Here is a 24401-nt window from a genome sequence, read left to right as displayed (position 1 = left end):
GTTCAACTCCCGCGATGAGCCTAAAGGTTTTCTTGAACGCGTTCAAGGCGGTTCTCGCCGGGTGCCGGTGTCCGCTTGCGGGCTGCCGTCCGGTGCGGCACAGATGGTGACGGATCCTTCGGATCCGACCGGATCGGACCATCCGCCACGGACAGGCAGGAGAGCCCCGTGCGCTCATCCAGACGTTTCCGGCGCGGCGCGCTCGTCGCGCTGTCCGCCGGGGTCCTGCTCGCCGTCGTCGGCTGCGAGAGCGCCGTCGACCGCACCACGAAGGGCACCACGGGCACGGCGGAGGCCGAGGACGTCCTCCTCCAGCCGCTCGGCGAGCCGGGCCCCGGGCCGTTCACGGAGTCGACGGCACGGCCGGTGCCCTCGCCCTCGGTCACCCGTTCGCCGCAGGAGGGCGACGGGGCCGCCGCCCGGACGGTCCATCGGGTCTCGGGCGCTCTCCCCGGGCTCTACGGCGGCGTCCGGTCCGAGGCCGCCTGCGACGTCGAGCAGCAGGCGCGACTGCTCACCGCCGACCAGGACCGGGCGCGCGCCTTCGCGGCGGTGGTGGGGGTCGAGGCCGTGCAGGTCCCGGGCTATCTGCGCTCGCTCACCCCGGTGGTCCTGCGCGCCGACACCCAGGTCACCAACCACGGCTTCAGCGCGGGCACCACCACCGCCTTCCAGGCCGTGCTCCAGGCGGGCACCGCCGTCCTGGTCGACAGCCGGGGCCTGCCCCGGGTCCGCTGCACCTGCGGCAATCCGCTGGACCGGCCGGTGGCCGCCAAGGGGAAGGTCACCCACCGGGGCGAGCGCTGGCCCGGCTACGATCCCGCGCGGATCCTGGCGGTCGACCCCGGCGTACAGCCGCTCACCGCCCTGGTCATCGTGGACTCCGCCGACAACGCCTGGATCGAGCGGGCCGTCGGTGACGACGGCGGGCGCGACCGGACCCCGGCCGATCCGCCGCCCTTCGAGCCGAGCCAGGACCTGCTCTTCCCCGCGCCCGCCCGCCCCTCCGACCCCGTACCGCCACCGAGCCCCCCGTCGGTCCCCGCCCCCGCCGAACCGGAGGAGACGGAGTGCCCGGACCTCTCGGCCACCGATGGTCCCGCCGAGCCGCCCCCGGGCTGCCCGCCGCCGATGGAGCCCGAACCCGACCCCGGCACCGAGACGCCGGACGACTTCGGTGAGGCCCCGAGCGTCGAGCCGTGGGGGTGGGAGGAGGAGCCCGGTGTGGTGCCGGAGCCGACCCAGGTCTTCCCCGGCGACCCGGACGGGCCGGGTGAGCCGGACGACTTCGGCGGGCCGGACGAGCCGATGTACGCGGACGCCGATGTCCCTGAGCCCTTCGCCGGCTGACCGGCCGCCCCAGGGGCCTCGCCGGGCCCTGCGGCGCCTGCTCCGGACGGCGTACGGATCGCTCGAAGAATCGGACAAATGGTGGCAGAGTGGCCCCCATGGATGATCGGGTAGCGGGTGCCCTGTCACTCCCGGACGACTGGCCCGCCCACCCGGACCTCAGCCTCGCCCTGAACCGAATGGGCAGCTTCGACTGGGATCTGGAAACCGGCCTCATGCACATGGACCGGGCCGCCCTCGACGTGTTCGACCTGACCGCCGAGGAGTACGACAACCGGCCCGCCTCGCTCGCCCACCGCGTGCCGACCGACGAGGCCCAGCGGCTGGACGGCCTGGTCTCGCAGGCGCTCAAGAGCGGCCGGACCAACTACGGCGCCTACTTCCGCATCCAGCGCCGGGACGGCACCCTGCGCTGGACCCACACCCAGGGCTTCGTCCGCCGCGACGAGAACGGCCGCCCCCACCGGATCATCGGCATCGTCCGCGACGCCACCCAGGAGCTGGCCGACTCCAACGCCCGCCGCGAGCTGGACGAGGAGCGCCGCCACCGCACCAGCCTGGTCGAGGGCACCACTGCCGCGCTGGCCCACGCCCGTACGGTCAAGGACGTCATCGCCGTCCTCAAGAGCTCCCAGGGCCTCGCCCACCTGGGAGCCACCAGCCTGGTCATGGGGCTGCTGGAGTCCGGGCGCATCCACCTGGTGGCCGACGGGCCCGAGGGCGCCTACGTCCCCGGCACCCGGTTCACCCGGGTGGACGAGCAGTACCCGATGAGCGAGGTCGTCCGCAGCCTCACCCCGCGCTTCATCGAGTCCGCCGAGGACTTCGCCACCTCCTACCCCATCCTCTGGCCCAACATCAGCCACCTCGGGATCACCTCCGCCGCCTATATGCCGCTGATCGCCCAGGCCCGCCCGATCGGCGCGCTCGGCCTGCTCTACCGGGACAAGGCCGGCTTCACCCCCGACGAGCGCAACCTCCTCATGGCGCTCGGCACCTCGATCGCCCAGAGCCTCCAGCGCGCGATGCTCTACGAACAGGAGCACGACCTCGCGGAGGGGCTCCAGCAGGCGATGCTGCCGCGCCGGATCCCCGCCGTCCCCGGCGCACAGGTCGCCGTGCGCTACCGCTCGGCCCGGCTCGGCCGGGACATCGGCGGCGACTGGTACGACCTCATCCCGCTGCCCGGCGGCCGGGTCGGGGCGGTCATCGGGGACGTCCAGGGGCACGACACCCACGCCGCCGCCGTCATGGGGCAGCTCCGCATCGTGCTGCGGGCCTACGCCGCCGAGGGGCACAGCCCCGCCACCGTCATGGCCCGTGCCTCCGTCTTCCTCCACGAGCTGGACACCGACCGCTTCGCCACCTGCACCTACGCCGAGGTCGACCTGACCACCGGGGTCGTCCAGGTGGTCCGCGCCGGCCATGTCGACCCGCTGGTACGGGACGTGGACGGGAGCTGCCGCCGGATGCCGGCCGAGGGCGGGCTGCCGCTGGGGCTCTCGGCGGAGTTCGGGCGGCTGGAGTACCCGGTCTCCACGGCCGAGCTGGACCCCGGCCAGACGATGATCCTCTTCACCGACGGGCTGGTCGAGCTGCCCGGCTCCGACCTCGACGAGGGCATGCAGCTGCTCACCACGCTCGTCTCCAACGGCCCCCAGAACCTCCAGAAGCTGGCCGACGACCTGTGCGACGCCGTCGACGTGCGCGGCGGCCAGGACGACGTGGCGCTCCTGCTGCTCCGCCGCCGCGCCGCCCAGGCCCCGCAGCCCGGCGGCAGGCTCCGTCAGCACGTCGCCCAGAACGACCCCGAGGCGCTCAGCTCGGCCCGGCACATGATCCGGGCGGCGGTACGCGCCTGGGGCGCGAAGGAGCGGGCCGACGAGATCGAGCTGGCCGCCGACGAGCTGACCACCAACGCCCTCATGCACACCGACGGCGGGGCCGTGGTGACGATCCGGGTGATGGCCGGGTCCGAGCGGCGGCTCCGCGTCGACGTGGAGGACCGCTCCAGCGCCCTGCCCCGCCGCCGCGACGCGGGCTCCGACGGGGTCTCCGGGCGAGGGCTGATGCTCGTCGACCGGCTGGCCGACGTCTGGGGCGTGGAGTCCCGGGGCAGCGGCAAGTGCGTCTGGTGCGAGTTCCTGATCCCCGAGCGTTCGTGAAACCCGGGCGGCCGGGATGTGCGGAGACCGGTTCCGTAACATTACGTAACAAGTCTGTGCTTGACCGTAACCGACCGCGAACGATTGACTGCGGGGGTACGGCCGCTCCGCCCCCGACGACATGAGGCCCCTGTTGGGTACCGAACTCCTGGCCCCGCTCGATCTGGCCTTCTGGCACCTCGAATCCGACGCCCACCCCATGCACCTGGGCGCCCTCGCCGTCTTCGCCCCGGCCCCCGGGCCCGGCGCTTCCCCGGACCATGTGCTGGAACTGCTCCGCACCCGCGCCGCCGCCATCCCCCGGCTGCGCATGTGCGTACGGGACGTCCTGCTGCCGGTCGGCGGCGCCGCCTGGACCGTCGACAAGGACTTCGACGTCCACCGGCACGTACGCCGCGTCGCGGTGGCGGACGACGACTTCATGGCCGGGGCCACCCGGCTCGCCGGGGAGCTGATGGAACAGCCGCTGGAGCGCGGGCTGCCGCCCTGGCAGCTCTACCTGATCGGCGGCGCCGACGGCGGCCCCTTCGCTGTCCTGGTCAAGCTCCACCACGCGCTGGCCGACGGGATGCGGGCGGTCGCCATCGGCGCCGGGATCTTCGACGAGATCGCCGCCACCACAGCCCGGTCCGTCTCGCGCGGCCGCCCCGCCGTCCCGCCCCGCTCCTGGCTCCCCGACCCCCGCGAGATGGCCGGCATGGCGCTCGGCCGGATCGGCGAGGTCGGCCGGGCCCTGGGCGTCGGCGCCTCCGTCGTCCGCGCGGGCCGCCTCGACCTGCGCTCCACCGCCTTCACCGCACCCTCCAGCGGCACCCGGCGCCTGGCCACCGCGGACCTGGACGCCACGGCCCTCCAGCGCATCCGCCGCGCGGAGGGCGGCACTGCCAATGACATCCTGCTCGCCGTGGTCGCCGGGGCCCTGCGCCGCTGGATGGCCGGGCGCGGCGAGGTCCTCCCCGGCACCGGCCCGCGCGCCCTGGTCCCCGTCTCCCGGCGCCGGCCCGGCGGCGCGATCACCGGGAACCGGCTCTCGGCGTATCTGCTGGACCTCCCCGTCGGCGCGGCCGACCCCCGCGAGCGGCTCCGGGCGGTCCGGGCCGCGATGGACCGCAACAAGGCGGCCGGGCCGCTGAAGGGCGCCGGTGCCGTCGCCGTACTGGCGGACCAACTCCACCCGCTGGCCCACCGGTTCGGCGCGCCCCTGGCCGCCAACGCCGCCCGGATGCTCTTCGACCTGCTCGTCACCAGCGTCCCGCTGCCCCGCTCCGCGCTCTCGCTGGCCGGCTGCCCGCTCAGCGCCCTCTACCCGATGGCCCCGCTGGCCCGGGGCCAGTCGCTGGCCGTCGCCCTGTCGACGTACGGCGGCCGGGTCCATGTGGGCCTGGTGGCGGACGGCAAGGCGCTGCCGGACCTGGACCGGCTGGCCGCGGCGGTGGGGGAGGAGTTCGCGGAGCTGGAGGAGCTGGTGACGGGCGGCCTCCGGTCCGGCGCCCGGGCGCCCGAGTCAGTCACCTGACAGGCAGCCGTACGCCGCCTGCGGCAGGCTGGAACCATGCCCGAACTGCCCGAAGTCGAAGCCCTGCGGGTCTTCCTCGACGACCACCTCGTCGGCAAGGAGATCGCCCGCGTCCTCCCGCTGGCGATCAGCGTCCTGAAGACGTACGACCCGCCGCTGACCGCCCTCGAAGCCACCACCGTCACCTCGGTGGCCCGCCACGGCAAGTTCCTCGACATCGGGGCGGGCGGGCTGCACCTCTGCACCCACCTGGCCCGCGCGGGCTGGCTTCGCTGGAAGGACTCCTTCCCCGCCACCCCGCCGCGCCCCGGCAAGAGCCCGCTCGCCCTGCGGCTGGTCACCGTGGACGGCGACGGCTTCGACCTCACCGAGATGGGCACCAAGAAGAGCCTCTCCGTCCACCTCGTCCGCGACCCCATGGAGGTCCCGGGCATCGCCCGCCTGGGCCCCGACCCGCTCGCCGACGCCTTCGACCGGGGCGCCTTCGCCGCCGTCCTCGCCGGGGCGCGCCGCCAGATCAAGGGCGCCCTGCGCGACCAGGCGCTCATCGCGGGCATCGGCAACGCCTACAGCGACGAGATCCTGCACGTGGCGAAGATGTCCCCGTTCAAGCGGACCGCCGACCTGGACGAGGACGAGATCACCCGCCTGTACTCCGCGATGCGCACGACCCTCGAGGACGCCGTGGCCCGTACCGGCGGAGTGGAGGCCGGAAAGCTCAAGTCCGAGAAGAAGAGCGGGATGCGGGTCCACGGCCGCACCGGGGAGGCCTGCCCGGTCTGCGGCGACACCATCCTGGAGGTCTCCTTCAGCGACTCCTCGCTCCAGTACTGCCCCACCTGCCAGACCGGCGGCAAACCCCTGGCCGACCGGCGGATGTCCAAGTTCCTGAAGTGAGGCCCAGGGTTCCCGAGATGAGGCCAGGGGTTCCTGAAGTGAGGCCTGGGCTTTCCTTCCGTACGGGCTCCGGCCCTCACCGCACCACCGTCACCAGCCGCCGTCCGTCCGTCGTCCGTACCTCGAAGTGGTCGATGCCCTCCGGGCGCAGCGCCGCCCCGCCCGCCACCTCCACCAGGCCACCGGCCCCCGCACCCCCGGCCGACCAGCTGCTCACCGTCTCCTCGCTGCCGTCCCGGCCCACCGCGACCAGCGCGCAGACCCCGACGGCCTCCACCCCCACCGCCTCCAGCGCCACCGCCGTACCCCACTCGCGCCCCGTCGCCGTCACCACCGCGGCCGCCCCCGACCCCGGGTCCGCCCCCACCCACCGCTCCACCACCCCTCTCTCGGCCGGACCGCCCGAGGACCCGGCCGCCACCGCCAACGGGCCCGCCACCGCCAGCACCACGGCCGCCGCCACCAGCGCGATCCGCCGGCGGCCCGCCCGCCGTCGCCGGGCCGCCACCGCCTCGACCAGCCGGTCCGCGAGGCCGGGCGAGGGCCGGACCATCGGACCGGCCACCGCCAGCCGGGCCGCCACCGGGGCCAGCTCACGCGCCCGGGCCCGGCACGGCCCGCACTCCTCCAGATGCTCCTCGAACCGGAAGGCGTCGGCCCTCCCGAGCACGCCCAGCGCGTAGGCCCCCACCCGGATGTGGGGCTCGGTCGTCTGCATGTACTGCGGTACGGGAACAAGCCGGGATTCACTCAAGCCAGAAGGCCCCGGAGCCCCTAAACTCCGGGCTCATGCTGCGCGTACTCGCCGTCGACGACGAACCACCCGCCCTGGAGGAACTGCTCTACCTCCTGCGCGCCGACCCCCGGGTCCGCAGCGCCGAAGGTGCCACCGGGGCGACCGAGGCGCTGCGCCGCATCGGCAGCGCCGTGGACGCGGGCCCCGACGACCCCTCCGCCATCGATGTCGTCTTCCTGGACATCCACATGGCGGGCCTCACCGGCCTGGACGTCGCCCAGCTCCTCGCCGGATTCGCCGCGCCCCCGCTCATCGTCTTCGTCACCGCCCACGAGGGGTTCGCCGTCCACGCCTTCGACCTCAAGGCCGTCGACTACGTGCTCAAACCGGTCCGCCGCGAACGGCTCGCGGAGGCCGTGCGCCGGGTCGCGGAACAGGTGGGGGACCGGTCGGCACCGGTCAACGACACCTCCGCCGACCAGATCCCGGTCGAGCTGGGCGGGGTCATCCGCTTCATCCCGATCGACGAGATCGCCTACGCCGAGGCCCAGGGCGACTACGCCCGGCTGCACACCGCGAACGGCAGCCACCTCGTCCGGATCCCGCTCACTACTCTGGAGGAGCGCTGGCGTTCGCGCGGCTTCGTCCGGATCCACCGCCGTCACCTGGTGGCGCTGGGCCGCATCGACGAGCTGCGGCTCGACGCGGGGAGCATGAGCGTCCGCATCGGGGAGGCCGAGCTGGCCGTCAGCCGCCGCCACACCCGCGCCCTGCGCGACCTGCTGATGCGCCAGGGCGGCCGCTGACCCGAGCCCCGGACCCACCCCGTGACCTGCGGCCTCTTCGGCAAAACCTTCCCAGCACCGGCCACCGCCGCCTAGACTCCGGGCCCATGTCACAGGAGACCGCACCCCGGCGCGAAGTCGTCACGGGAGAGCCCCGCCGGGTGCGGCCGCTGCCCCGCTACCGCACCCAGTCGGAGATCGAGGAGCAGACCGCGCTCGGCGGCGCCTACGTCCGCTCGCTGATGCGCAGCCAGCTCCGCGCCGGGCTCACCGTCTTCGCCGTGCTGGCCCTCGTCGCGGGCACCCTGCCACTTCTCTTCGCCGCGCTGAACAGCTCCGCCCTCGTCTGGGCGGTGCTCGGCTTCGCCACGTACCCGCCGCTCACCCTGGCCGCCTGGTGGTACGTGCGCCGGGCCGAACGGAACGAACGCGACTTCGCCCGGCTGGTGGAGGGCCGCCCCGCACCGTGAGCACCCCCGACCACACGGCGTCCTGGGTGGCGGTCGCCCTCGTCGTCCTCGCCACCGTCCTCGTCGGCGGCTTCGGCCTGCGCATCTCCCGTACGACCTCCGACTTCTACGTCGCCTCCCGGACCGTGCGGCCCCGGCTCAACGCCGCCGCGATCAGCGGGGAGTACCTCTCCGCCGCCTCCTTCCTCGGCGTCGCGGGGCTGGTCCTGCTCCACGGCCCGGACATGCTCTGGTACCCGGTCGGCTACACCGCCGGCTATCTCGTGCTGCTGGTCTTCGTCGCCGCGCCGCTGCGCCGCTCGGGGGCGTACACCCTGCCGGACTTCGCCGAGGGGCGCCTCGAATCCCTCCACGTCCGGCGGGTGGTCAGCATTCTCGTGGTGGGGGCCGGGTGGCTCTACCTCGTTCCGCAGCTCCAGGGCGCCGGGCTGACGCTGAAGATCCTCACCGGGGCGCCCGGCTGGCTCGGTGACGTGCTCGTCGCGACCGTGGTGATGGTCGCCGTCGCGGCGGGCGGGATGCGCTCCATCACCTTCGTCCAGGTCTTCCAGTACTGGCTCAAACTCACCGCGCTGCTGGTCCCCGCCCTCTTCCTCGTCCTCGCCTGGCAGGGCGACGGCCGGCCCCGGGTCAGCTTCGACGACCAGTTCGCCGTCTTCCGCGCCGACCACCCGCTCTACGCCACGTACGGGCTGATCGTGGCGACCTTCCTCGGCACCATGGGGCTGCCGCACGTCGTTGTTCGCTTCTACACCAGCCCCAACGGCCGCGACGCCCGCCGCACCACCGTCGCCGTCCTCGCCCTGGTCGGCCTCTTCTATCTGCTGCCGCCCATCTACGGAGCGCTGGGCCGGCTGTACGCCCCCGAGCTGCGGCACGGCGGGGACGCGGACGCGGCCGTGCTGCTCCTGCCCGCCCGGGTCATCGGCGGGCTCGGCGGCGATCTGCTGGGCGCGCTGATCGCGGGCGGGGCGTTCGCCGCGTTCCTCTCCACCGCCTCCGGGCTCACCATGGCCGTCGCCGGGGTCATCACCCAGGACGTGCTGCCCTCGCGCGGGGTGCGGTACTTCCGGCTCGCCACCGTGCTCGCCATCGCCGTACCGCTCGCCGGTTCGCTGCTGGTGAGCCGGGTGCCGGTGGCCGACGCGGTGGGCATGGCGTTCGCCGTCTCCGCCTCCTCCTTCTGCCCGCTGCTCGTCCTCGGCATCTGGTGGCGCCGCCTCACCCCGCCGGGCGCGATAGCGGGGCTCCTGCTCGGCGGCGGCTCGGCCCTCCTCGCCGTCGCCATCACCGTGAGCGGGGCCGTCACCCCGCCCGGCTGGCCGCACGCGCTGCTGGCCTGGCCCGCCGTCTGGTCCGTTCCCGTGGGGTTCCTCGCGATGATCCTCGTCTCGCTCGCCACGCCGGGGCGGATACCGCCCGGCACCAACGCGGCCATGACCCGCTTCCACCTCCCCGAGGCCCTCACCTCGGCACGGGCCCCCGGGAGAGAGCGATGACCGGGGCCGGGATCGCCGTCCTCGCCGTGCTGGTGGCGCTGCTGTTCGGTACGGGGTTCCTGCTGGGCCGCCGCACCGCCCGGCCGCTCCGCCCCAGCGATGTCGGCACCCCCGTGGAACACGCCACCTTCGAGACCCTGCACACCGCCTCCCTCGCCGCGCCCCCGCTCCGGGCCGGGCTCACCGAGGAGAGTGCCCGGCGCTCGGCCCGTCGGCTGCGCTCCCTGCTCGGCACCGACGCCCTCTGCCTCACCGACCGGGAACGCGTCCTGGTCTGGGACGGCGCCGGACACCACCACGGCAAGGACGTGCTGGGCCATGTCGGGGAGCTGCTGGAGGGCGGGCGCGGCACCGCCTTCGACAGCGGCTGCGCCGACCTCGACTGCCCGTTGCGCTGGGCGGTCGCCGTCCCCCTCACCGTCGAGAACCGGGTGCTCGGCGCACTCGTCGCCTACGCCCCGCGCGAGTCGGCGGTGCTGGCCCGGGCGGCGGGGGAGGTGGCCCGCTGGGTCTGCGTCCAGCTGGAACTGGCCGAGCTGGACCGCTCCCGTACGCAGCTGATCGAGGCCGAGATCAAGGCGCTGCGGGCCCAGATCTCCCCGCACTTCATCTTCAACTCCCTCGCCGCCATCGCCTCGTTCGTCCGCACCGACCCCGAGCAGGCCCGCGAACTGCTCCTGGAGTTCGCCGACTTCACCCGCTACTCCTTCCGGCGGCACGGCGAGTTCACCACCCTGGCCGACGAACTCCACTCCATCGACCAGTACTTGGCGCTCGTCCGGGCCCGCTTCGGCAAGCGCCTCTCGGTCACCCTCCAGGTCGCCCCCGAGGTGCTGCCCGTCGCCCTGCCCTTCCTCTGCCTGCAGCCCCTGGTGGAGAACGCGGTCAAACACGGACTGGAGGGCGCCGTCACCCCGGCGCGCGAGCAGCCCGCGGACACCCCGTTCCGGATCACCATCAGCGCGCTCGACGCCGGATCGGAGGCCGAGGTGGTGATCGAGGACGACGGCGGCGGCATGGACCCCGAACGGCTGCGCCGGATCCTGCGCGGCGAGGCCACCACCCCCTCCACCGGCATCGGCCTGCTCAACGTGGACGAGCGGCTGCGCCAGGTGTACGGGGACGGGTACGGGCTCGTCATCGAGACCGGGGTCGGCGCGGGCATGAAGATCACCCTCCGGCTGCCCAAGTACCGCGCGGGCGTGCACGGCTCATGAGCCCTGCGCCCAGCGCCCTGTCCCGGGCTGCCCCCGGCCCCGCCTGCCCCGCCCTGGTCGTCCCGGCCCGTGCCCGGCCCTCTCAGCACAGATGGACGGCCAGGTGCCCCAGCGGCAGCCCCAGTTGCCACGCCGGGGTCCACACCTGGACCTCCCCCGCGGTGTCGTGCCCGCCCCCGGCCACCGGCTCCCGGGGCGTGGTCACGATCGCGTCCAGGTCGGCGGCGAGCAGCTCGGTCTCCTCCAGCCACCGCCAGGCCGCCCGCGCCAGCGCCAGGTCGGGGTGGCCCGGTCCGGCCCGCCGCTCCGACTCCGCGAGGCGCTCGCAGATCCAGCCCCGCCAGGTGGCCCCGTACGCCGTCAGCAGCCGCAACTCGTCGACGCGCGCCTCGGACAGCACCCCGGGGACCGGGGCGTTCCCCAGGAGGCCGGAGAGGAATATCGTGAGCGCGAGCGCGTCGCGCCCGGCCCGGAACTCCAGCGTCGTCGGTTCCATCAGATCGCCGGTGCGTAACAGCTCGTCCGCGATGTACTCCGTGCACAGCCAGGCCATCGGCACCGGCAGCCCGTCCCCTCCGGTCCCATCCGTATCCTCGGGACGCATCCCGTCTCGCCTCTTTCCCTGCTCGTTACCGGGCTTCACGCAGCATTGAACCGGGGGCGGACGCCCCGCGTGGGCAGAAGCGGAGGATCGCCCAGGAGATGCGAGGCTTGTGAATGACCACCGACCCCGGCGATGACCCGCATGTGCGCCTGCTGCTGGGCGCCTACGTCCTGGACGCGCTGGACCCGGAGGAGACCTGCCGGGTCGCCCGCCACCTCCGGTCCTGCGACTCCTGTGCCCGGGACTACGTGGAGACGGCGGAGGCCTCGCTCCTGCTCGCCCTGCTGCGGGCGGAGGACCTCGGGGAGTAGCCGGGCAGATTGCGGGAGAGCAGCCGCAGGGCGTAGTACGAACGGGACTTGACGGTCCCGGCGGGGATGCCCAGCGTCTCGGCGGTCTCGCCGACGCTCAGCCCCCGGAAGTAGAGCTGCACCAGCACCGCGCGGTGTTCGGGGCTGAGCGTGCGGACCGCCTCGCGGACGTCCAGGGCGCGGACGGCCGAGTCGGCGGTGTCCTGTTCGGCCGGGGTGCTCTCCAGCACCAGGTCGCTGACCTCGGTGGGGCGCGCCTGGCGGGAGCGCCGGGCGTCGATGGCGAGGCGGCGGCCGACGGTGAAGAGCCAGGGGCGCATCGAGTCGTAGGGCGCGTCGAAGGCCTCCGGGTGCTGCCAGGCGCGTACCAGGGTCTCCTGCACCAGGTCCTCGGCCCGCTGCCGGTCCCCGAAGGTCAGGCCGAGCAGGAAGTGGAAGAGGGCGGGGCCGTGTTCCCGCTGCAACTCCGCGATGGCCCGCTCATCGGTCGTCGTCGTGGTCTTCATGAACGTCCGTCCTTTCCCGCGGGAGGCCCCCTGACGGCCTCGCTGCCGCCTGGCGTATCCGAACGCATTCGGCGGCGCAGGAACACCCGGTGCACCGAGGCGTGCGACGAGCGGTCGCTCAGTGCGGCGAATGGTGCGGCGAACGGTCAAGGGGCCGTCGGGGTCGGACGGTACGACCAGTTCAGCTAGATATACGGCAATGATCCTTGCTTCGGCGGTATGACGATCTGTGTAGTCGGACAGTCGTCATAGTCCGAACATGGAGTCGAGCAGATGCAGATGTCGCCGTGCGCCCGACCGGGCGCCGTGGCCGCCCTCGCCCTCCTGCTCGCCGCGGCCACCGGCTGCACCGGGCATCCGCCACCGGCACCCGCCCCGAGCGCGCCCCCGGCCGCGCCGTCCTCCGCCGCACCGGGCGCGGGCGGTCAGGAGACCGACGTACCGCGTCCGTTCACGCTCCTGGCCTCGGGCGATGTCCTGCCGCACTCCTCCGTCATCGACCGGGCGGCGACCGATGCGGGCGGGCAGGGCTACGACTTCGCCCCGATGCTCAAGGGTGTCCGGCCGGTCGTCTCCCGCGCCGACCTGGCCCTCTGCCACATGGAGACGGTGTACGGGAAGGACGGCGGCCCCTACACCGGCTACCCGACCTTCAAGTCACCGCCCGAGGTCGCCACCGCCCTCGCCGCCACCGGGTACGACTCCTGCTCCACCGCCTCCAACCACACCCTGGACGACGGCGCCGCCGGGATCGCCCGCACGCTCGGGGCCCTGGACGCGGCGGGCATCCGGCACGCCGGATCGGCCCGCTCCGCCGCCGAGGCCGCGCAGCCCACGATCCTCTCCGCGGGGTCCGGGAAGCGGGCGGCGAAGGTCGCCCACCTCGCGTACACCTACGGCACCAACAACATCCCGCTGCCCGCCGGGAAGCCGTGGGCGGTCAACCTCATCGACGAACGGAAGATCGTGGCCGAGGCCAGGGCCGCCCGGCGGGCGGGCGCCGACGTCGTCGTGCTCTCCGCGCACTGGGGCACCGAGTGGCAGGACGCGCCGGACGCCCGGCAACTGGAGCTGGCCGACCGCCTCACCGCCTCCCAGGACGCGGGCCGCCCCGACATCGACCTGATCATCGGCACCCACGCCCACGTCCCGCAGGCGTACGAGAAGGTCAACGGCACCTGGGTCATCTACGGCATGGGTGATCAGATCGCCGGGGCGATGATCAACTATCAGGGCGTCCAGGACCCGCGCGGCAACCAGGGCACCCTGGGCCGCTTCACCTTCGCCCCGCCCGTGCGGCCCGGCGAGCGGTGGACGGTCACGAAGGCCGAGTTCGTCCCGCAGTGGTACGACACCACCACCGGCCGCACCGTCAACCTCAACGCCTCCATCAAGGCCGGGGCCGACCACCACCGCCCGGTCCGCGACCGCATCCGGGACGTGACCCTCGGCCGGGGCGCGGAGAAGGACGGGCTGGTGATGGGGGAGTAGCCGGAAGCCGTCGAGGGGTCACGGCACCACGGTGACCGGCCAGCGCCCCGCCTTGACCAGCCGTACGGCCACCGAGCCGATGAACCGGTGCCCCGCCGACTCCGAGGCCCCCACCACCACGGCGTCGGCCGTCAGCTCATCGGCCGCCGACACCAGCCCGTTGTACGGATCACCCCGGAACGTGTGGAACTCCCAGCGCACGTCCCAGGTGTCCTTCAGCCGCTCCGCCGACTCCCGGATCTCCTCGGCCAGCTCCTGCGCCACCTCGCCCGTCGTGTCCCCGATGGGCACGCCCAGCGCGGCGCCCGAGGGGATCACGGGCTGGACGTAGACGAGGGCCAGCCGGGCGTGCTGCCGCCGGGCGAGACCGGCGGCATAGGCGGCGGCGCGCATGGACGAGTCGGAGCCGTCGACCCCCGCGACGATCACCTTGGGCCCGTCCGTGCCCCGTTCGAACCGGTGGGACTGCTGCTCTGTCACGCTCCCGAGGCTAACCGGTGGAGCGAAGGCGCGGACGGAGGCCCGGAGCCTCCGCCGGTCACTGCGGCGAACGGGTACAAATCGGGCGCCCCTCGGTGTCGCCGACCGGGGAGGACGCCCGTCCGTGCGAGCAGTTGGTGATGCGCAGTGATCACCTCCGGCCCGACCGTCGCACTCTGCTGAAGGTCGCCCTCGGCCTCGGGGCCGCCGCCACCGTCCATCTGCTCGCCGCCGATCCGGCCTCCACGCCCACCAGTCCCGCACGGGCCGCCGGCACCCCGCCCGCCGCGGCCGCGGGGCCGCCCGCCGGGCTACCGGGCCGCCCGCCCGCCTACCGCCTCCAGCCCATGACGGCGGCCGCCCCGCCCCGCTTCCGGCCCGCCGCCCCTCCCGTACGCACCCGGCCCTTCGAGAAGCTCCCCGACCTCGGCCGCTCCGTCGTGCTCACCTTCGACGACGGCCCCGACGCGCGCTACACCCCCGACATCCTGGCCACCCTGCGCAAGCACCGGGTCCGCGCGATGTTCTTCGTCTGCGGCGAGATGGCCGACACCCACCGCGACCTGCTGCGCGAGATGGCCGACGACGGACACGTGGTGGGCAACCACTCCTGGTCGCACCCGCTGATCCCGGGGCTCTCGCGCGCCGCGATCCGCGACGAGCTGGGGCGTACCAGCGAGGTCGTGGACGCCACGCTCGGCACCGCGCCGCTCTGGTACCGAGCCCCGTACGGCGCGTGGAACCGCAACTCCTTCGAGATCGGCGCCGACCTCGGCATGGAACCGATGGCCTGGACCGTCGACACCCTCGACTGGAAGACCCCGGGCACGGACACCATCGTCCGCCGCGTGCTCGACGGAGCGGCCCCCGGCGTCGTCGTCCTCTCCCACGACGCGGGCGGCAACCGCTCCCAGAGCGTGGCGGCCCTGCGCCGCTACCTCCCCCGGCTGATCGACAAGGGCTACCGCATCACGGTGCCGCAGCGCGTCTGAAGACCCGCGCGCACGGCAGTGCCCCCGACGGACCAGCGCCGGGGGCACCACACCACCGCAACCGTCAGCGCGTCTCCACCAGCCGGGCGAAGACCACCACGTTCCCCTCGTAGCCGCCCGCCTTCGAGTACGAACCGCCGCAGGTGATCACCCGCAGCTCCGCGTGGCCCGTGTCGCCGTAGACCCGGGCGCCGGGGAAGTCGTTCTTGGAGAAGACCTCCACCCCGTACACCTCGAAGACCCCGATCCGGCCGTCGTACCGCTCGACCTCCACCCGGTGCCCCTTCTGGAGCGAGCCGAGGCCGTAGAAGACCGCGGGGCCGGAGGTGTTGTCGACATGGCCGACGACCACGGAGGTGCCGCGCTCCCCGGGGGAGATGCCGTTCTGGTACCAGCCGGCCAGGTTGGGGTCCTCGGCCGGCGGGGCGTCGATCCAGCCGTCGGCGTCCAGGTTGACGTCGATGATCGGGGCGTCCACGTTGATCGTGGGGATCCGCACCCGGGAGGCGGGGGCGTACGGCAGCGGCTGCACCGGCTCGCCCTCCACCGGCGGCCTCGCGGTGTCACTGCCCAGATCCAGCGAGGCGGCGGCCGCGGGCTGCGGCGGTCCCGCCTCCCCGAACTCCGCCCCGTTGCGCAGCAGAGCGAGGCCCGTGAGCATGACCAGGGCGATGGCACCCCACGGCACGCGTCTGGTCCGCTCGGCGGCAGCGTAGTCCCGGCCCATGGTGCTCCCTTCGTCGCGACGCTTGGAACGTTAGGGGCGGTGCGGCCCGGCGGCGATCAGGGAGAGGCGAACGGGTGGCGGGCCCGGTCCGGGCCTCCGGGGCGCGCGGCCTGGTGCCCCCGGGGTGACTGCCCTTCGGAGTAATGAGCAGATAAAACTTCTGACACCCTGTGACCTGCGGCTCCGTCAGGTCCGGGGGTTTCCGTACGGCGTGTCGCGTCACCGGGGTGGAGCAGTGCCGAAGTGCGAGCCGAAGACGGACTGGTGAGTGTTCGTCATGGGAGGCGTTCACGTCGATCCATCCCGGAGGACAGACCTCCGGGGCGTCCCCCGCTGGAGGTCCACACGATGCGTGCTTCACGCGTTCTCGCGGTCACCGCGACCGCATTCGCGGCCGTCGGGCTCGCCGCACCCATGGCCGCCGCCACCAACGGCCCGGTCAACGTCAGCGTCAACCCGCAGTCGGTCCACCAGGGCGCGACCATGAAGGTCACCGCGCAGGGCTGCGGCCACGGCGGCAAGGTCTGGTCGAACGCCTTCCCGACGACCGAGCTGTCGGCGGGCGGCACCAACTACGCCACCGCCCACATCCGGCACAACACCACGCCGGGGCACTACCACCTCTCCGTGAAGTGCAGCGACAACGACCGGATCGCCACGCACAAGTTCACTGTGCTCGCCGGCAACGGCGCGCAGGGCGGGCTCGGCGGCTCGATGGGCCCGAGCTCCGTGGAGATGCAGGTCGGCGGCGGTCTGGTGGCCGCGGCGGCCGTCGGTGGCGCGGTCTTCCTCGTCCGGCGTCGGCGGACGAGCCATGCGGCGTTCTAGGACGTCCGACCTCCCGCCCGGCCCGATACGCCCGTCGCCCCGAGTCCTGGATCAGGACCCGGGGCGACTGCCGTGCGGCCACATCGCGTGGCCGTCAGTGCCGGCGGCCGGTGGAGCGGCGGCGTGCGAAGTAGAGGGTGCCGGTGGCGGCCGCGAGCACGAGGGCGGCGCCCGCCGCGATCTGCACGGTGTCCGTGGTCCCGGCGCTGCCGCCGAGCCCGCCGCGCACCCCGCTCGGCGCGATGGCCGTGGAGCTGACGGTCGGGGTCGTGGTCGGGGCGGTCGTGGTGGGCGTGGGCGTGGGGGTGACGGTGGCTCCGGCGGTGATGGTGAGGTTCACGTTGCGGGTGGTGCCGGTGGAGCCGCAGGAGAACGTCACCGCGTAGACCGCGCCCCGGCGGGCGTCCGTGTCGACGGTCGCGGTGGCCGTGGTGCTGCCGCTCGGGATCACGGTCGTGTCGAAGATGCCCGAGGTGACGGTCGTCTCGCCGGTGCACCCGCCGCCCCCGAGGGTCACCCGGCCGCCCGGTGCGACGACCGAGGGGGTGATGGTCGGGTTGAACGTGTTGATGGCCCCGTCCGGCGCGGCATGGGCGGCGGGCGGGGCCAGCAGGGTGAGGGCTGCGGTGCCCAGCAGTGCGAGGGGTGCGACACGTATCGCGCGCATGGTGGATCCTCCGGGTTCCCCGAGGGGCAGCTGCGGAATGAATTTCCACATAGCAGGAAAAGTGCACCTCGATGCGCGACACGCTAGGAGCGGGGAGGACCGGCCGCTATCGGGGTCCGGCGAACGGGTCATCCTGTACCCCGGACGGCGGCACCTCCGCCCCCACCGGAGGCGCCGCCGGCCGGGGAGAGGGGTCAGCCGCCGGCCCCCGGGAACAGGTCGAGGAAGGGGGAGGCGGTGGCCGAGATGCCCCGGCCGAACGGTGAGTCGAAGGACCAGATCAGGAAGAGCAGGAACGCGATCAGCGCACTGAAGAGCCCCGCCAGCAGCAGTTCCCGGAAGGTTCTGCGGATCTGCAGGGTGAAGATCAGCCCGACCGTCACCAGCGCCCCGATGATCAGGCCGAACCACACCAGCCCGGGCATCGTCTCGCCCGCGTTCTCCCCCCGTGAGCTGCGGGCGTCGTCCGCCGCCGCCACCTGGTCCACGAGCGGCTGGTACGCCTGCCCCTCGTGCTCGGTCTGCGGCTCGTAGTCGGTGACGTCGGCCCGGACCCGGGCCAGCAGCTCCGTACCCCGTTCGGTGAGGGCGCCCTGTTCGGCCATCACCCGCCACTCCTCACCGACGACATGGGCGACGTACGCCTCCAGGTCCCCGCGGATTTGGTCGCGGACCTCCGCCGGGTAGACGGACGAGCGCTCCCGCACCTCGTGCAGGGCCTGCGCCTCCAGCCGTACGGACTCCTGGGCGGCGCTGCGGCCCTCCCAGACCCCGGCGATGGCCAGGCCCAGCACGATCGCGTAGACCACGCCGATCATCATCGTCATGTACTCGATGACGTCCGGTGTCTCGGACGGATCGTCGTCGGCGGCGACCCGTCGGTTGTTGAGCACGGCGATGGTGAGCACGACCGCACAGGCCGACGCCATGGCAATGCTCAGGACGAGCCATTCGGACATGGATATCTCCTCGTCAGCGGGGACGGTGTCAACGGGACGATCGGGGCCGCAGCACGGCGACGGCGAAGACCGCCGGGGCGGTGATCAGCAGGGTCGTGGACACCAGGGACGGCCCGCTCCGGGGCTCCTTGCGGGTCGTCTTGCGGTACGTGGGAAGCGCCACCGGCCGGGCCTCCGGCGGCTTCGGCGTCACCGATGGGGTGGGTGACGGCTTCGGCGCCGGCGGGGGTGGTGGTGCGGGCGGTGGAGGTGGCGCGGGCACGGGTGCGGCCTTCGGTACGGGGGGCGGTGGAGGCGGAGGCGGCGGCGCCGGTTCCGGGGGCGGCGGAGGCGGTGGAGGGGGCGGTGGCGGTGGTGGTGGAGGCGGTTCCGGAGCGGGTGGTGGCTCCGGGGAGGGAGGCGGCGGAGGTGGCGGTGAGGGTTTCGGAGGCGGCGGGGGTGGCGGCGGAGGAGGGGGTGGCGGGGGCTCCGGCGTGGTGACCACGCAGCCCTTGCTCCCCGCCACCGCGACCGCCGTACTGCCGTCGCCCGGCCCGACGACGGCCACCGCGCAGCTGTCGGCGTGTGCCGACGGCGGTACGGCGACCAGCCAGACGAGTGCGGCGGCTGTCGAGAGCCGCCCGATGCGGGATCCGTACACGACCCGGAGCATGATCCACGCCGCGCGGAGACACGCGCGACTCGGCGCCGATTCGCCTGATGGTGGGACAATCCGCCGTTCATGTTTGCACCAGGTTGACGGTCCGGCCGCCCGTCCCCGTCGTACGCCCGCCGAATTCTTCCCGGCCCGCGTTGAACGCGACCCCCGCCACGCCCCGTACCTAGGGCCATGAACGGCGCGGCTCCACGCCGCATCGGAGCGCACAACAAGACGACGTACTACGGGAGTCGACATGAATACCTGGCGCAACGCCTCGCTCGCGGTCACCGCCGCGGCCCTGTTGACGCTGACGACGGCGTGCGGTCAGGAGCAGGGCACGGCCTCGCCCAACGGCCAGGCGGTGGGCAACGCGGCCCCGGCGCAGCAGCCGGCCGAGAGCGGCTACGGCTCGTCCGGCGGCGGTTACGGCTCCGGGGCGGACGCCCCGGCCCCCAAGGCGGCGGGTCAACTCGGCGTGCAGGACAGCCAGAAGCTCGGGAAGGTGCTCACCGACAGCGAGGGGTTCACGCTCTACCGCTTCGACAAGGACACCGCCAAGCCGCCGAAGTCGAACTGCGACGGCGACTGCGAGAAGGCCTGGCCGGTGGTGCCCGCGGGCGATGCCACGGCCGCCGCCGGGACCGACGCGTCCCTGCTCGGCGAGGTCGTGCGGACCGACGGCTCCAAGCAGCTCACCGTCGACGGCTGGCCGATGTACCGGTACGCGAAGGACACCGCGCCCGGCCAGACCAACGGCCAGGGCGTCGGCGGCACCTGGTTCGCCTCCGCCCCCGACGGGAAGAAGGCGGCGCCCAACGCGGACAGCACCGACGGTGGAGAACAGGCCGAACCGGCCGACGCCGCGGGGCTTTCGGTCCGCAAGGACCCCGAACTCGGTGACATCGTCGTGGACAAGCGCGGTATGACGGTTTACCGCTTCACGCAGGACTCCGCATGGCCGATGAAGACGGCCTGCACCGGAGAGTGCCTGAAGAAGTGGCCGGTAGTCGCCCCCGTGTCCAAAAACTCGGTGGAAGGCGTGACCAAGAAGGGATTTGTCACTTTCGACCGCCCCGACGGCATCAAGCAGCAGACCATCGACTGCTGGCCCCTCTATACGTTCGCCGGGGACGAGAAGCCGGGGGACGTGAACGGGCAGGGAGTCGGCGGCACCTGGTTCGCGGTCTCGCCGGACTCCAAGCTCGTCAAGACCACGAAGTAACCGCCCAGTAGCTCCCAAGTGGCCCCGAACCACCGGGAATCGGTGAGTGACATGCCGGTCCGTCGCTGCATGTGTACGCGCAGCGACGGACCGGCCGTTGTTGCCACCGGAGTGTGACCAATAACGGATCGCTAATTTCCGTTTCCACTCGCTCTCCTGGCGGCCGATCAGTAGCCTCTGGTCAACACTGACCATGAACATGGCCGGATCGCCGTGGCGAACTTGTTGGAGACATCGATGGAGCGTCCCGCCTGGGCACCGCAAGGCATAGATATTTCGGTGCCGAGCGTGTCCCGCATGTACGACTTCTATCTGGGCGGATCGCACAATTTCGAGGTGGACCGGGAAGCCGCGCGGAAGGCCATGGAGTTCCTCCCGGGCCTTCCCAAGATCATGCAGGCCAATCGGGCCTTTATGCGCCGGGCCGTGCGGTACGCCGTCGACCAGGGCATCGACCAGTTCCTGGACATCGGCTCCGGCATCCCGACCTTCGGCAACGTCCACGAGGTCGCCCAGGCCGCCCACCCGGGCGCCAGGGTGGCGTACGTCGACCACGACCCGGTCGCCGTCGCGCACAGCCAGGCGGTGCTGGAGGGCAACGACCGCGCGGTCATCGCCGCCGCCGACCTGCGCCGGCCCAAGGAGATCCTCGCCCACCCCGAGGTCACCGGACTCCTCGACCTGGAGCGGCCGGTGGCGCTGCTGCTGGTCGCGGTGCTCCACTTCATCGAGGACGCCGACGACCCGTACGGCGCCGTCGCGGAGCTGCGCGAGGCACTGGCCCCCGGCAGCCTGGTCATCCTCACCCACGCCGCGTACGACGGGATCCCGCTCTCCCGCGAGGAGGCGGACGGCACGGTCGGCGTCTACCGCAACATCCGCAACCCGCTCATCATGCGCACGCACGAGGAGATCGCCGGGTTCCTCGAGGGGTACGAACTGGTCGAGCCCGGCCTGGTGTCGATGCCCGAGTGGCGGCCGGAGACCCCGCAGTCGCCCGGACAGGAAGACCCGTACGCCTTCTCGGGCTTCGGCGGAGTTGGGCGTAAGGCGTGAGCATTCCCGCCCAGTCCTCCGGCGAGCAGGACGCGGAACCCGACGGTCCCGAGGGCCGGCTCCGGAGATTCGCCACGATCTGGAGCCGGGCCATCTTCCCCCTGACGGCCACCTCCCTGACCCGCCCCGAGTTCGAGCAGCACCTGCTGCCGCTCGCCCGCGAACTCAGCCTCGCCCTGCACGCCCACCCGTTCGACGCCTCGCCCGCCGCCCGGATCGGCGCGGCCCTGGTCGACGCGCACTGCACCGACCCGGACGCCCTCAGCTCCACGCTCGGCGTCGTCGACTCCTACCTCGTGCTCTACTGCGGCGGCAACGGCCCCGGTGAACTCTCCACCGAGGACGCCCGCGCCCGGTGCGCCCGCATCCAGCACACCCTGGCCGCCGGCTTCTCCCAGGCCCTGCGCGAGCGGACCCTCGCCGAGCAGGAGGCCATCGCCCGCTCGGCGCTCACCGCCCGCTCGGACGCCGAACAGGCCCTGCACACCACCGAGGCCCGCTTCCGCGCGGTCTTCAAGGACGCCGCCGTCGGCATCGGCATCGCGGACCTGGACGGCAACATCCTGGAGATCAACGACACGCTCACCAAGATGTTCGGCGGCCTGGAGCACCACGTCCGCAGCCACAAGGTGAACGAGTGGGTCCACCCCGAGGACTCGCCGCAGGTGTGGAAGTACTACAACGAGCTGGTACGGGGGGAGCGCGACCACTACCGGGTCGAGAAGGCGTACTACCGCAACGACGGCACGGTCCTGTGGACCAACCTCACCGTCTCCCTGCTGCGCGACCCCGAGGGCCGCCCGCAGTACCAGCTGGCGCTGATGGAGGACACCACCGAGCGGCGCCTGCTCAACCTGCGGCTGCGGTACGAGGCCACCCACGACGCGCTCACCGGGCTGCCCAACCGGACGCTGTTCTTCGAGCGGCTGGAGAAGGTCCTCGCCGCCAAGGACGGCACCCGCTTCGGCCTCTGCTACCTGGACCTCGACGGCTTCAAGGCCATCAACGACAGCCTCGGCCACGCGGCCGGCGACCGGCTCCTGGTGGAGGTCGCGGACCGGCTGCAGAGCTGCGCCACCGCGCCCGGCGAGATGGTGGCCCGGCTCGGCGGCGACGAGTTCGTGGCCCTCACCACCGGGACGCGGAGCGCGGAGGCGGTGGACGAGCTGGCCGGCCGCATCCTCAACGTGCTCGCCACCCCGATCCGGCTGGACGGCCGCGAACTGACCGTCCGGGGCTCGATCGGCGTCGTCGAGGGCCCCTCCGGGGAGCGCGGCGCGGCGGAGGTGCTGCGCAGCGCCGACATCACCATGTACCGGGCCAAGGCGGCGGGCGGCAACCGCTTCGAGCTGGCCGACGCGGAGGCCGACGCCCGGGCCATCACCCGGCACGGGCTGACCACCGCCCTGCCCGCCGCGCTGGACCGGGGCGAGTTCTTCATCGAGTACCAGCCGCTCGTCCACCTGGGCGACGGGACCGTGCACGGGGCCGAGGCGCTCGTACGGTGGTGCCATCCGCAGCACGGGGTGCTCGGCCCCGACCGGTTCATCCCGCTCGCCGAGCACACCGGGCTCATCGTGCCGCTCGGCCGCTGGGTGCTGGAGGAGTCCGTCCGGCAGGCCAACTTCTGGCAGGAGCGGCACAGTGACGGCGGTCCGCTGCGGATCAACGTCAACCTCTCACCGACCCAGCTGCACCACCCGCGGCTGGTGGCCGAGACCGTCGACGTCCTGGAACGCTCCGGTCTGGAGCCGAGCGCGCTCTGCCTGGAGGTGACCGAGTCGGCCCTCATCGGCGCCGACGACGACCTCCTCAAGCCGCTGCGGCAACTCGCCGAGATGGGCGTCGACATCGCGCTCGACGACTTCGGCACGGGCTACTCGAACCTGGCCAATCTGCGGCGGCTCCCGGTGAGCGTCCTCAAGCTGGACCGCTCCTTCACCCGGGGCATGCAGCAGCACCCGGCCGACCCGGTCGATCTGAAGATCGTCGAGGGGATCGTCTCGCTGGCCCACAGCCTGGAGCTGGCCGTCACGGTGGAGGGCGTGGAGACGGGGGCGCAGGCCGAGCAGCTGCGGAGGCTGGGCTGCGACACGGCCCAGGGCTGGTACTACGCCCGCCCCGGCGCCCCGGACCGCATCCACTCGCTGCTCCTGGCCGACGCGGTGTGACCGGGCGCGCGGCCCGTCCGCCGCGCGCCCCGGTCACCCCGTCCCCGGGGCAGCCTGTTCTCGCACCCTCCGCCGCGCCCCGCGGGTCACCCCGCCTCCGGCCCGTGCTCCAGCAGCATCCGCTGGAGTTCCCGGGCGGCCCGTGGCGGGGCCACGTCGCTGCGGTGGGCAAGGGCGATCGTGCGCCGCAGGCCCGGCCCGGCCAGCGGGGTCTTGCGCAGGTCGTGGCCCGCCCGGCCCGCGGCCATGCTCGGCACCACGGCGATGCCGAGCCCCGCCCGTACGAAACCGAGCACCGCGTCCATCTCGCCGCCCTCCACCGTGAACGAGGGCTCGAACCCCTCCGTCCGGCAGGCGGCGAGCGTCAGCTCCCGCAGGTTGTAGCCGTGCCGGAACATCACCAGCGCCGCCCCCTCGAGATCCGCGATCCGCACCCGGCCGCCCCGCCCCGGCGCCGGCCCGTCGGCGGACGACACCACCACCAGGTCCTCCCGCAGCAGCTCGACCGTGGTCAGCGCGGGCGAGGCGGCCGGCAGCGGCAGCACCACCAGCGCCAGATCGAGCGCCCCGCGCGCCAGCTGCCGTACGAGATCGTGCGAACCGCCCTCCTCCAACAGCAGCCGCACCCCCGGATGGCGGTCGTGGAAGGCCCGCAGCACATCGGGCAGCAGCCCCGTACAGAGGCTCGGTGTCGCCCCGAGCCGCACCCGGCCGCTCCGTAGCTGCACCAGCTCCTGCACCTCGTGGCGGGCGGTCTCCGCGTCCGCCAGGATCCGCCGGGCCAGCGGCAGCAGCGCCTCGCCCGCGTCGGTGAGGGTGATGTTGCCCCGGGCCCGGCTGAACAGCTCGGCGCCCAGCTCGCTCTCCAGCGCCCTGATCTGCTGGGAGAGCGAGGGCTGCGACACATGCACGGCCTCGGCGGCCCGGGTGAAGTGCCGGGTCTCGGCCACGGCCACGAAATAGGTCAGCTGCTGGAAGTGCATAACCCCGACGCTACCGCCTTCGATAGGCAGAGGCTATGAAGATCAGCCAGGCCATCTCTTGGACTGATCGGCCGCCCGCCCCTACCGTCGTGTCCATGGCATTGGCAACGCGGACGGACCGACGGCCGT

At 73.2% G+C, this 24401-nt stretch carries 25 protein-coding genes; 16 read left to right on the top strand and 9 right to left on the bottom strand.

The window, feature by feature from the left end; genetic code table 11:
• Positions 1–168 precede the first annotated feature (168 nt).
• From DJ476_RS01720 to DJ476_RS01705, 4 genes are all read left to right on the top strand, one after another.
• A complete protein-coding gene (locus DJ476_RS01720; RefSeq protein ID WP_112489621.1) occupies positions 169–1350 on the top strand; it encodes a DUF6777 domain-containing protein in 1182 nt (393 codons plus the stop codon).
• Between the two features lie 98 nt (positions 1351–1448).
• Positions 1449–3515: a SpoIIE family protein phosphatase gene (locus tag DJ476_RS01715; RefSeq protein ID WP_112492403.1), complete on the top strand. Its 2067-nt coding sequence runs from the start codon at positions 1449–1451 to the stop codon at positions 3513–3515.
• Positions 3516–3648: 133 nt separating this feature from the next.
• A complete protein-coding gene (locus tag DJ476_RS01710; protein ID WP_112489620.1) occupies positions 3649–5031 on the top strand; it encodes a wax ester/triacylglycerol synthase family O-acyltransferase in 1383 nt (460 codons plus the stop codon).
• A 36-nt stretch (positions 5032–5067) separates the two neighbouring features.
• Positions 5068–5928, top strand: a complete 861-nt coding sequence (locus tag DJ476_RS01705) for an Fpg/Nei family DNA glycosylase (protein ID WP_103417677.1) — start codon at positions 5068–5070, stop codon at positions 5926–5928.
• Between the two features lie 76 nt (positions 5929–6004).
• On the opposite strand, the gene DJ476_RS01700 is transcribed toward DJ476_RS01705, so the two are convergent.
• The gene (locus DJ476_RS01700) at positions 6005–6646 is read right to left on the bottom strand and encodes a zf-HC2 domain-containing protein (RefSeq protein ID WP_112489619.1); all 642 of its coding nucleotides are present in this window, start codon (positions 6644–6646) and stop codon (positions 6005–6007) included.
• A gap of 71 nt (positions 6647–6717) precedes the next feature.
• On the opposite strand from DJ476_RS01700, the gene DJ476_RS01695 reads away from it, so the two are divergent.
• The 4 genes from DJ476_RS01695 to DJ476_RS01680 all read left to right on the top strand — a co-directional run bounded on the left by DJ476_RS01695 (position 6718) and on the right by DJ476_RS01680 (position 10635).
• Positions 6718–7470 carry a LytR/AlgR family response regulator transcription factor gene (locus DJ476_RS01695; RefSeq protein WP_070202124.1) on the top strand — a complete coding sequence of 251 codons (753 nt, stop codon included), beginning with the start codon at positions 6718–6720 and terminating at the stop codon, positions 7468–7470.
• A gap of 86 nt (positions 7471–7556) precedes the next feature.
• Positions 7557–7919, top strand: coding sequence for a hypothetical protein (locus DJ476_RS01690; RefSeq protein ID WP_053558193.1), 363 nt, complete (start codon positions 7557–7559; stop codon positions 7917–7919).
• Positions 7916–9418, top strand: coding sequence for a sodium/solute symporter (locus tag DJ476_RS01685; RefSeq protein ID WP_103417675.1), 1503 nt, complete (start codon positions 7916–7918; stop codon positions 9416–9418). Before DJ476_RS01690 ends, DJ476_RS01685 begins: the two co-directional genes overlap by 4 nt.
• Positions 9415–10635, top strand: coding sequence for a sensor histidine kinase (locus tag DJ476_RS01680; protein ID WP_112489618.1), 1221 nt, complete (start codon positions 9415–9417; stop codon positions 10633–10635). Before DJ476_RS01685 ends, DJ476_RS01680 begins: the two co-directional genes overlap by 4 nt.
• An 82-nt stretch (positions 10636–10717) precedes the next feature.
• Here the strand turns inward: DJ476_RS01680 and DJ476_RS01675 are convergent, their stop codons facing one another.
• A complete protein-coding gene (locus DJ476_RS01675) occupies positions 10718–11239 on the bottom strand; it encodes a hypothetical protein (RefSeq protein WP_103417673.1) in 522 nt (173 codons plus the stop codon).
• 113 nt (positions 11240–11352) lie between these two features.
• On the opposite strand from DJ476_RS01675, the gene DJ476_RS01670 reads away from it, so the two are divergent.
• Entirely contained in the window at positions 11353–11550 is a 198-nt protein-coding gene (locus DJ476_RS01670; RefSeq protein WP_018487408.1) for a zf-HC2 domain-containing protein, read from the top strand.
• On the opposite strand, the gene DJ476_RS01665 is transcribed toward DJ476_RS01670, so the two are convergent.
• Complete coding sequence (locus DJ476_RS01665; protein ID WP_103417672.1) at positions 11484–12056, bottom strand: sigma-70 family RNA polymerase sigma factor; 573 nt, start codon at positions 12054–12056, stop codon at positions 11484–11486. The two genes, DJ476_RS01670 and DJ476_RS01665, sit on opposite strands and share 67 nt — an antisense overlap.
• 279 nt (positions 12057–12335) lie before the next feature.
• Here DJ476_RS01665 and DJ476_RS01660 point away from each other — a divergent pair, with 279 nt between their 5' ends.
• Positions 12336–13547, top strand: a complete 1212-nt coding sequence (locus tag DJ476_RS01660) for a CapA family protein (protein ID WP_112492402.1) — start codon at positions 12336–12338, stop codon at positions 13545–13547.
• 18 nt (positions 13548–13565) lie between these two features.
• Here DJ476_RS01660 and DJ476_RS01655 read toward each other — a convergent pair whose 3' ends face one another.
• Positions 13566–14027, bottom strand: coding sequence for a universal stress protein (locus DJ476_RS01655; RefSeq protein ID WP_103417671.1), 462 nt, complete (start codon positions 14025–14027; stop codon positions 13566–13568).
• A 140-nt stretch (positions 14028–14167) separates the two neighbouring features.
• Between DJ476_RS01655 and DJ476_RS01650 the strand changes: the two genes are divergently transcribed.
• Positions 14168–15019: a polysaccharide deacetylase family protein gene (locus DJ476_RS01650; protein ID WP_112489617.1), complete on the top strand. Its 852-nt coding sequence runs from the start codon at positions 14168–14170 to the stop codon at positions 15017–15019.
• A 64-nt stretch (positions 15020–15083) separates the two neighbouring features.
• Here the strand turns inward: DJ476_RS01650 and DJ476_RS01645 are convergent, their stop codons facing one another.
• Positions 15084–15746 (bottom strand): class F sortase, encoded by a 663-nt coding sequence (locus DJ476_RS01645; RefSeq protein WP_112489616.1) that lies wholly within the window; start codon positions 15744–15746, stop codon positions 15084–15086.
• A gap of 348 nt (positions 15747–16094) precedes the next feature.
• Here DJ476_RS01645 and DJ476_RS01640 point away from each other — a divergent pair, with 348 nt between their 5' ends.
• On the top strand, positions 16095–16574 hold the full coding sequence (locus tag DJ476_RS01640; protein ID WP_019763728.1) for a hypothetical protein: 480 nt from the start codon (positions 16095–16097) through the stop codon (positions 16572–16574).
• A 94-nt stretch (positions 16575–16668) separates the two neighbouring features.
• On the opposite strand, the gene DJ476_RS01635 is transcribed toward DJ476_RS01640, so the two are convergent.
• The 3 genes from DJ476_RS01635 to DJ476_RS35285 all read right to left on the bottom strand — a co-directional run bounded on the left by DJ476_RS01635 (position 16669) and on the right by DJ476_RS35285 (position 18363).
• Complete coding sequence (locus DJ476_RS01635; RefSeq protein ID WP_112489615.1) at positions 16669–17241, bottom strand: hypothetical protein; 573 nt, start codon at positions 17239–17241, stop codon at positions 16669–16671.
• Between the two features lie 194 nt (positions 17242–17435).
• Positions 17436–18200 (bottom strand): bestrophin-like domain, encoded by a 765-nt coding sequence (locus DJ476_RS01630; protein ID WP_112489614.1) that lies wholly within the window; start codon positions 18198–18200, stop codon positions 17436–17438.
• A gap of 28 nt (positions 18201–18228) precedes the next feature.
• Entirely contained in the window at positions 18229–18363 is a 135-nt protein-coding gene (locus DJ476_RS35285; RefSeq protein WP_275428503.1) for a hypothetical protein, read from the bottom strand.
• Positions 18364–18404: 41 nt separating this feature from the next.
• Between DJ476_RS35285 and DJ476_RS35075 the strand changes: the two genes are divergently transcribed.
• The 4 genes from DJ476_RS35075 (at position 18405) to DJ476_RS01610 (ending at position 23289) form a co-directional block, all read left to right on the top strand.
• Entirely contained in the window at positions 18405–18680 is a 276-nt protein-coding gene (locus tag DJ476_RS35075; RefSeq protein ID WP_162638581.1) for a hypothetical protein, read from the top strand.
• A gap of 413 nt (positions 18681–19093) precedes the next feature.
• A complete protein-coding gene (locus tag DJ476_RS01620; protein WP_103417667.1) occupies positions 19094–20062 on the top strand; it encodes an SCO0930 family lipoprotein in 969 nt (322 codons plus the stop codon).
• A 237-nt stretch (positions 20063–20299) separates the two neighbouring features.
• Positions 20300–21118 (top strand): SAM-dependent methyltransferase, encoded by an 819-nt coding sequence (locus DJ476_RS01615; protein WP_103417666.1) that lies wholly within the window; start codon positions 20300–20302, stop codon positions 21116–21118.
• Positions 21115–23289 (top strand): putative bifunctional diguanylate cyclase/phosphodiesterase, encoded by a 2175-nt coding sequence (locus DJ476_RS01610; protein ID WP_053558185.1) that lies wholly within the window; start codon positions 21115–21117, stop codon positions 23287–23289. The genes DJ476_RS01615 and DJ476_RS01610 overlap by 4 nt, the downstream gene beginning before the upstream one ends.
• A gap of 86 nt (positions 23290–23375) precedes the next feature.
• Here DJ476_RS01610 and DJ476_RS01605 read toward each other — a convergent pair whose 3' ends face one another.
• Positions 23376–24272: a LysR family transcriptional regulator gene (locus tag DJ476_RS01605; RefSeq protein ID WP_112489613.1), complete on the bottom strand. Its 897-nt coding sequence runs from the start codon at positions 24270–24272 to the stop codon at positions 23376–23378.
• Between the last annotated feature and the right edge of the window lie 129 nt (positions 24273–24401).

It is taken from the genome of Streptomyces bacillaris, from assembly GCF_003268675.1.
GTDB lineage: Bacteria > Actinomycetota > Actinomycetes > Streptomycetales > Streptomycetaceae > Streptomyces > Streptomyces bacillaris.
Note: the sequence above shows the minus strand (reverse complement) of the source record. Positions and strands in the feature narration are given on the sequence as shown.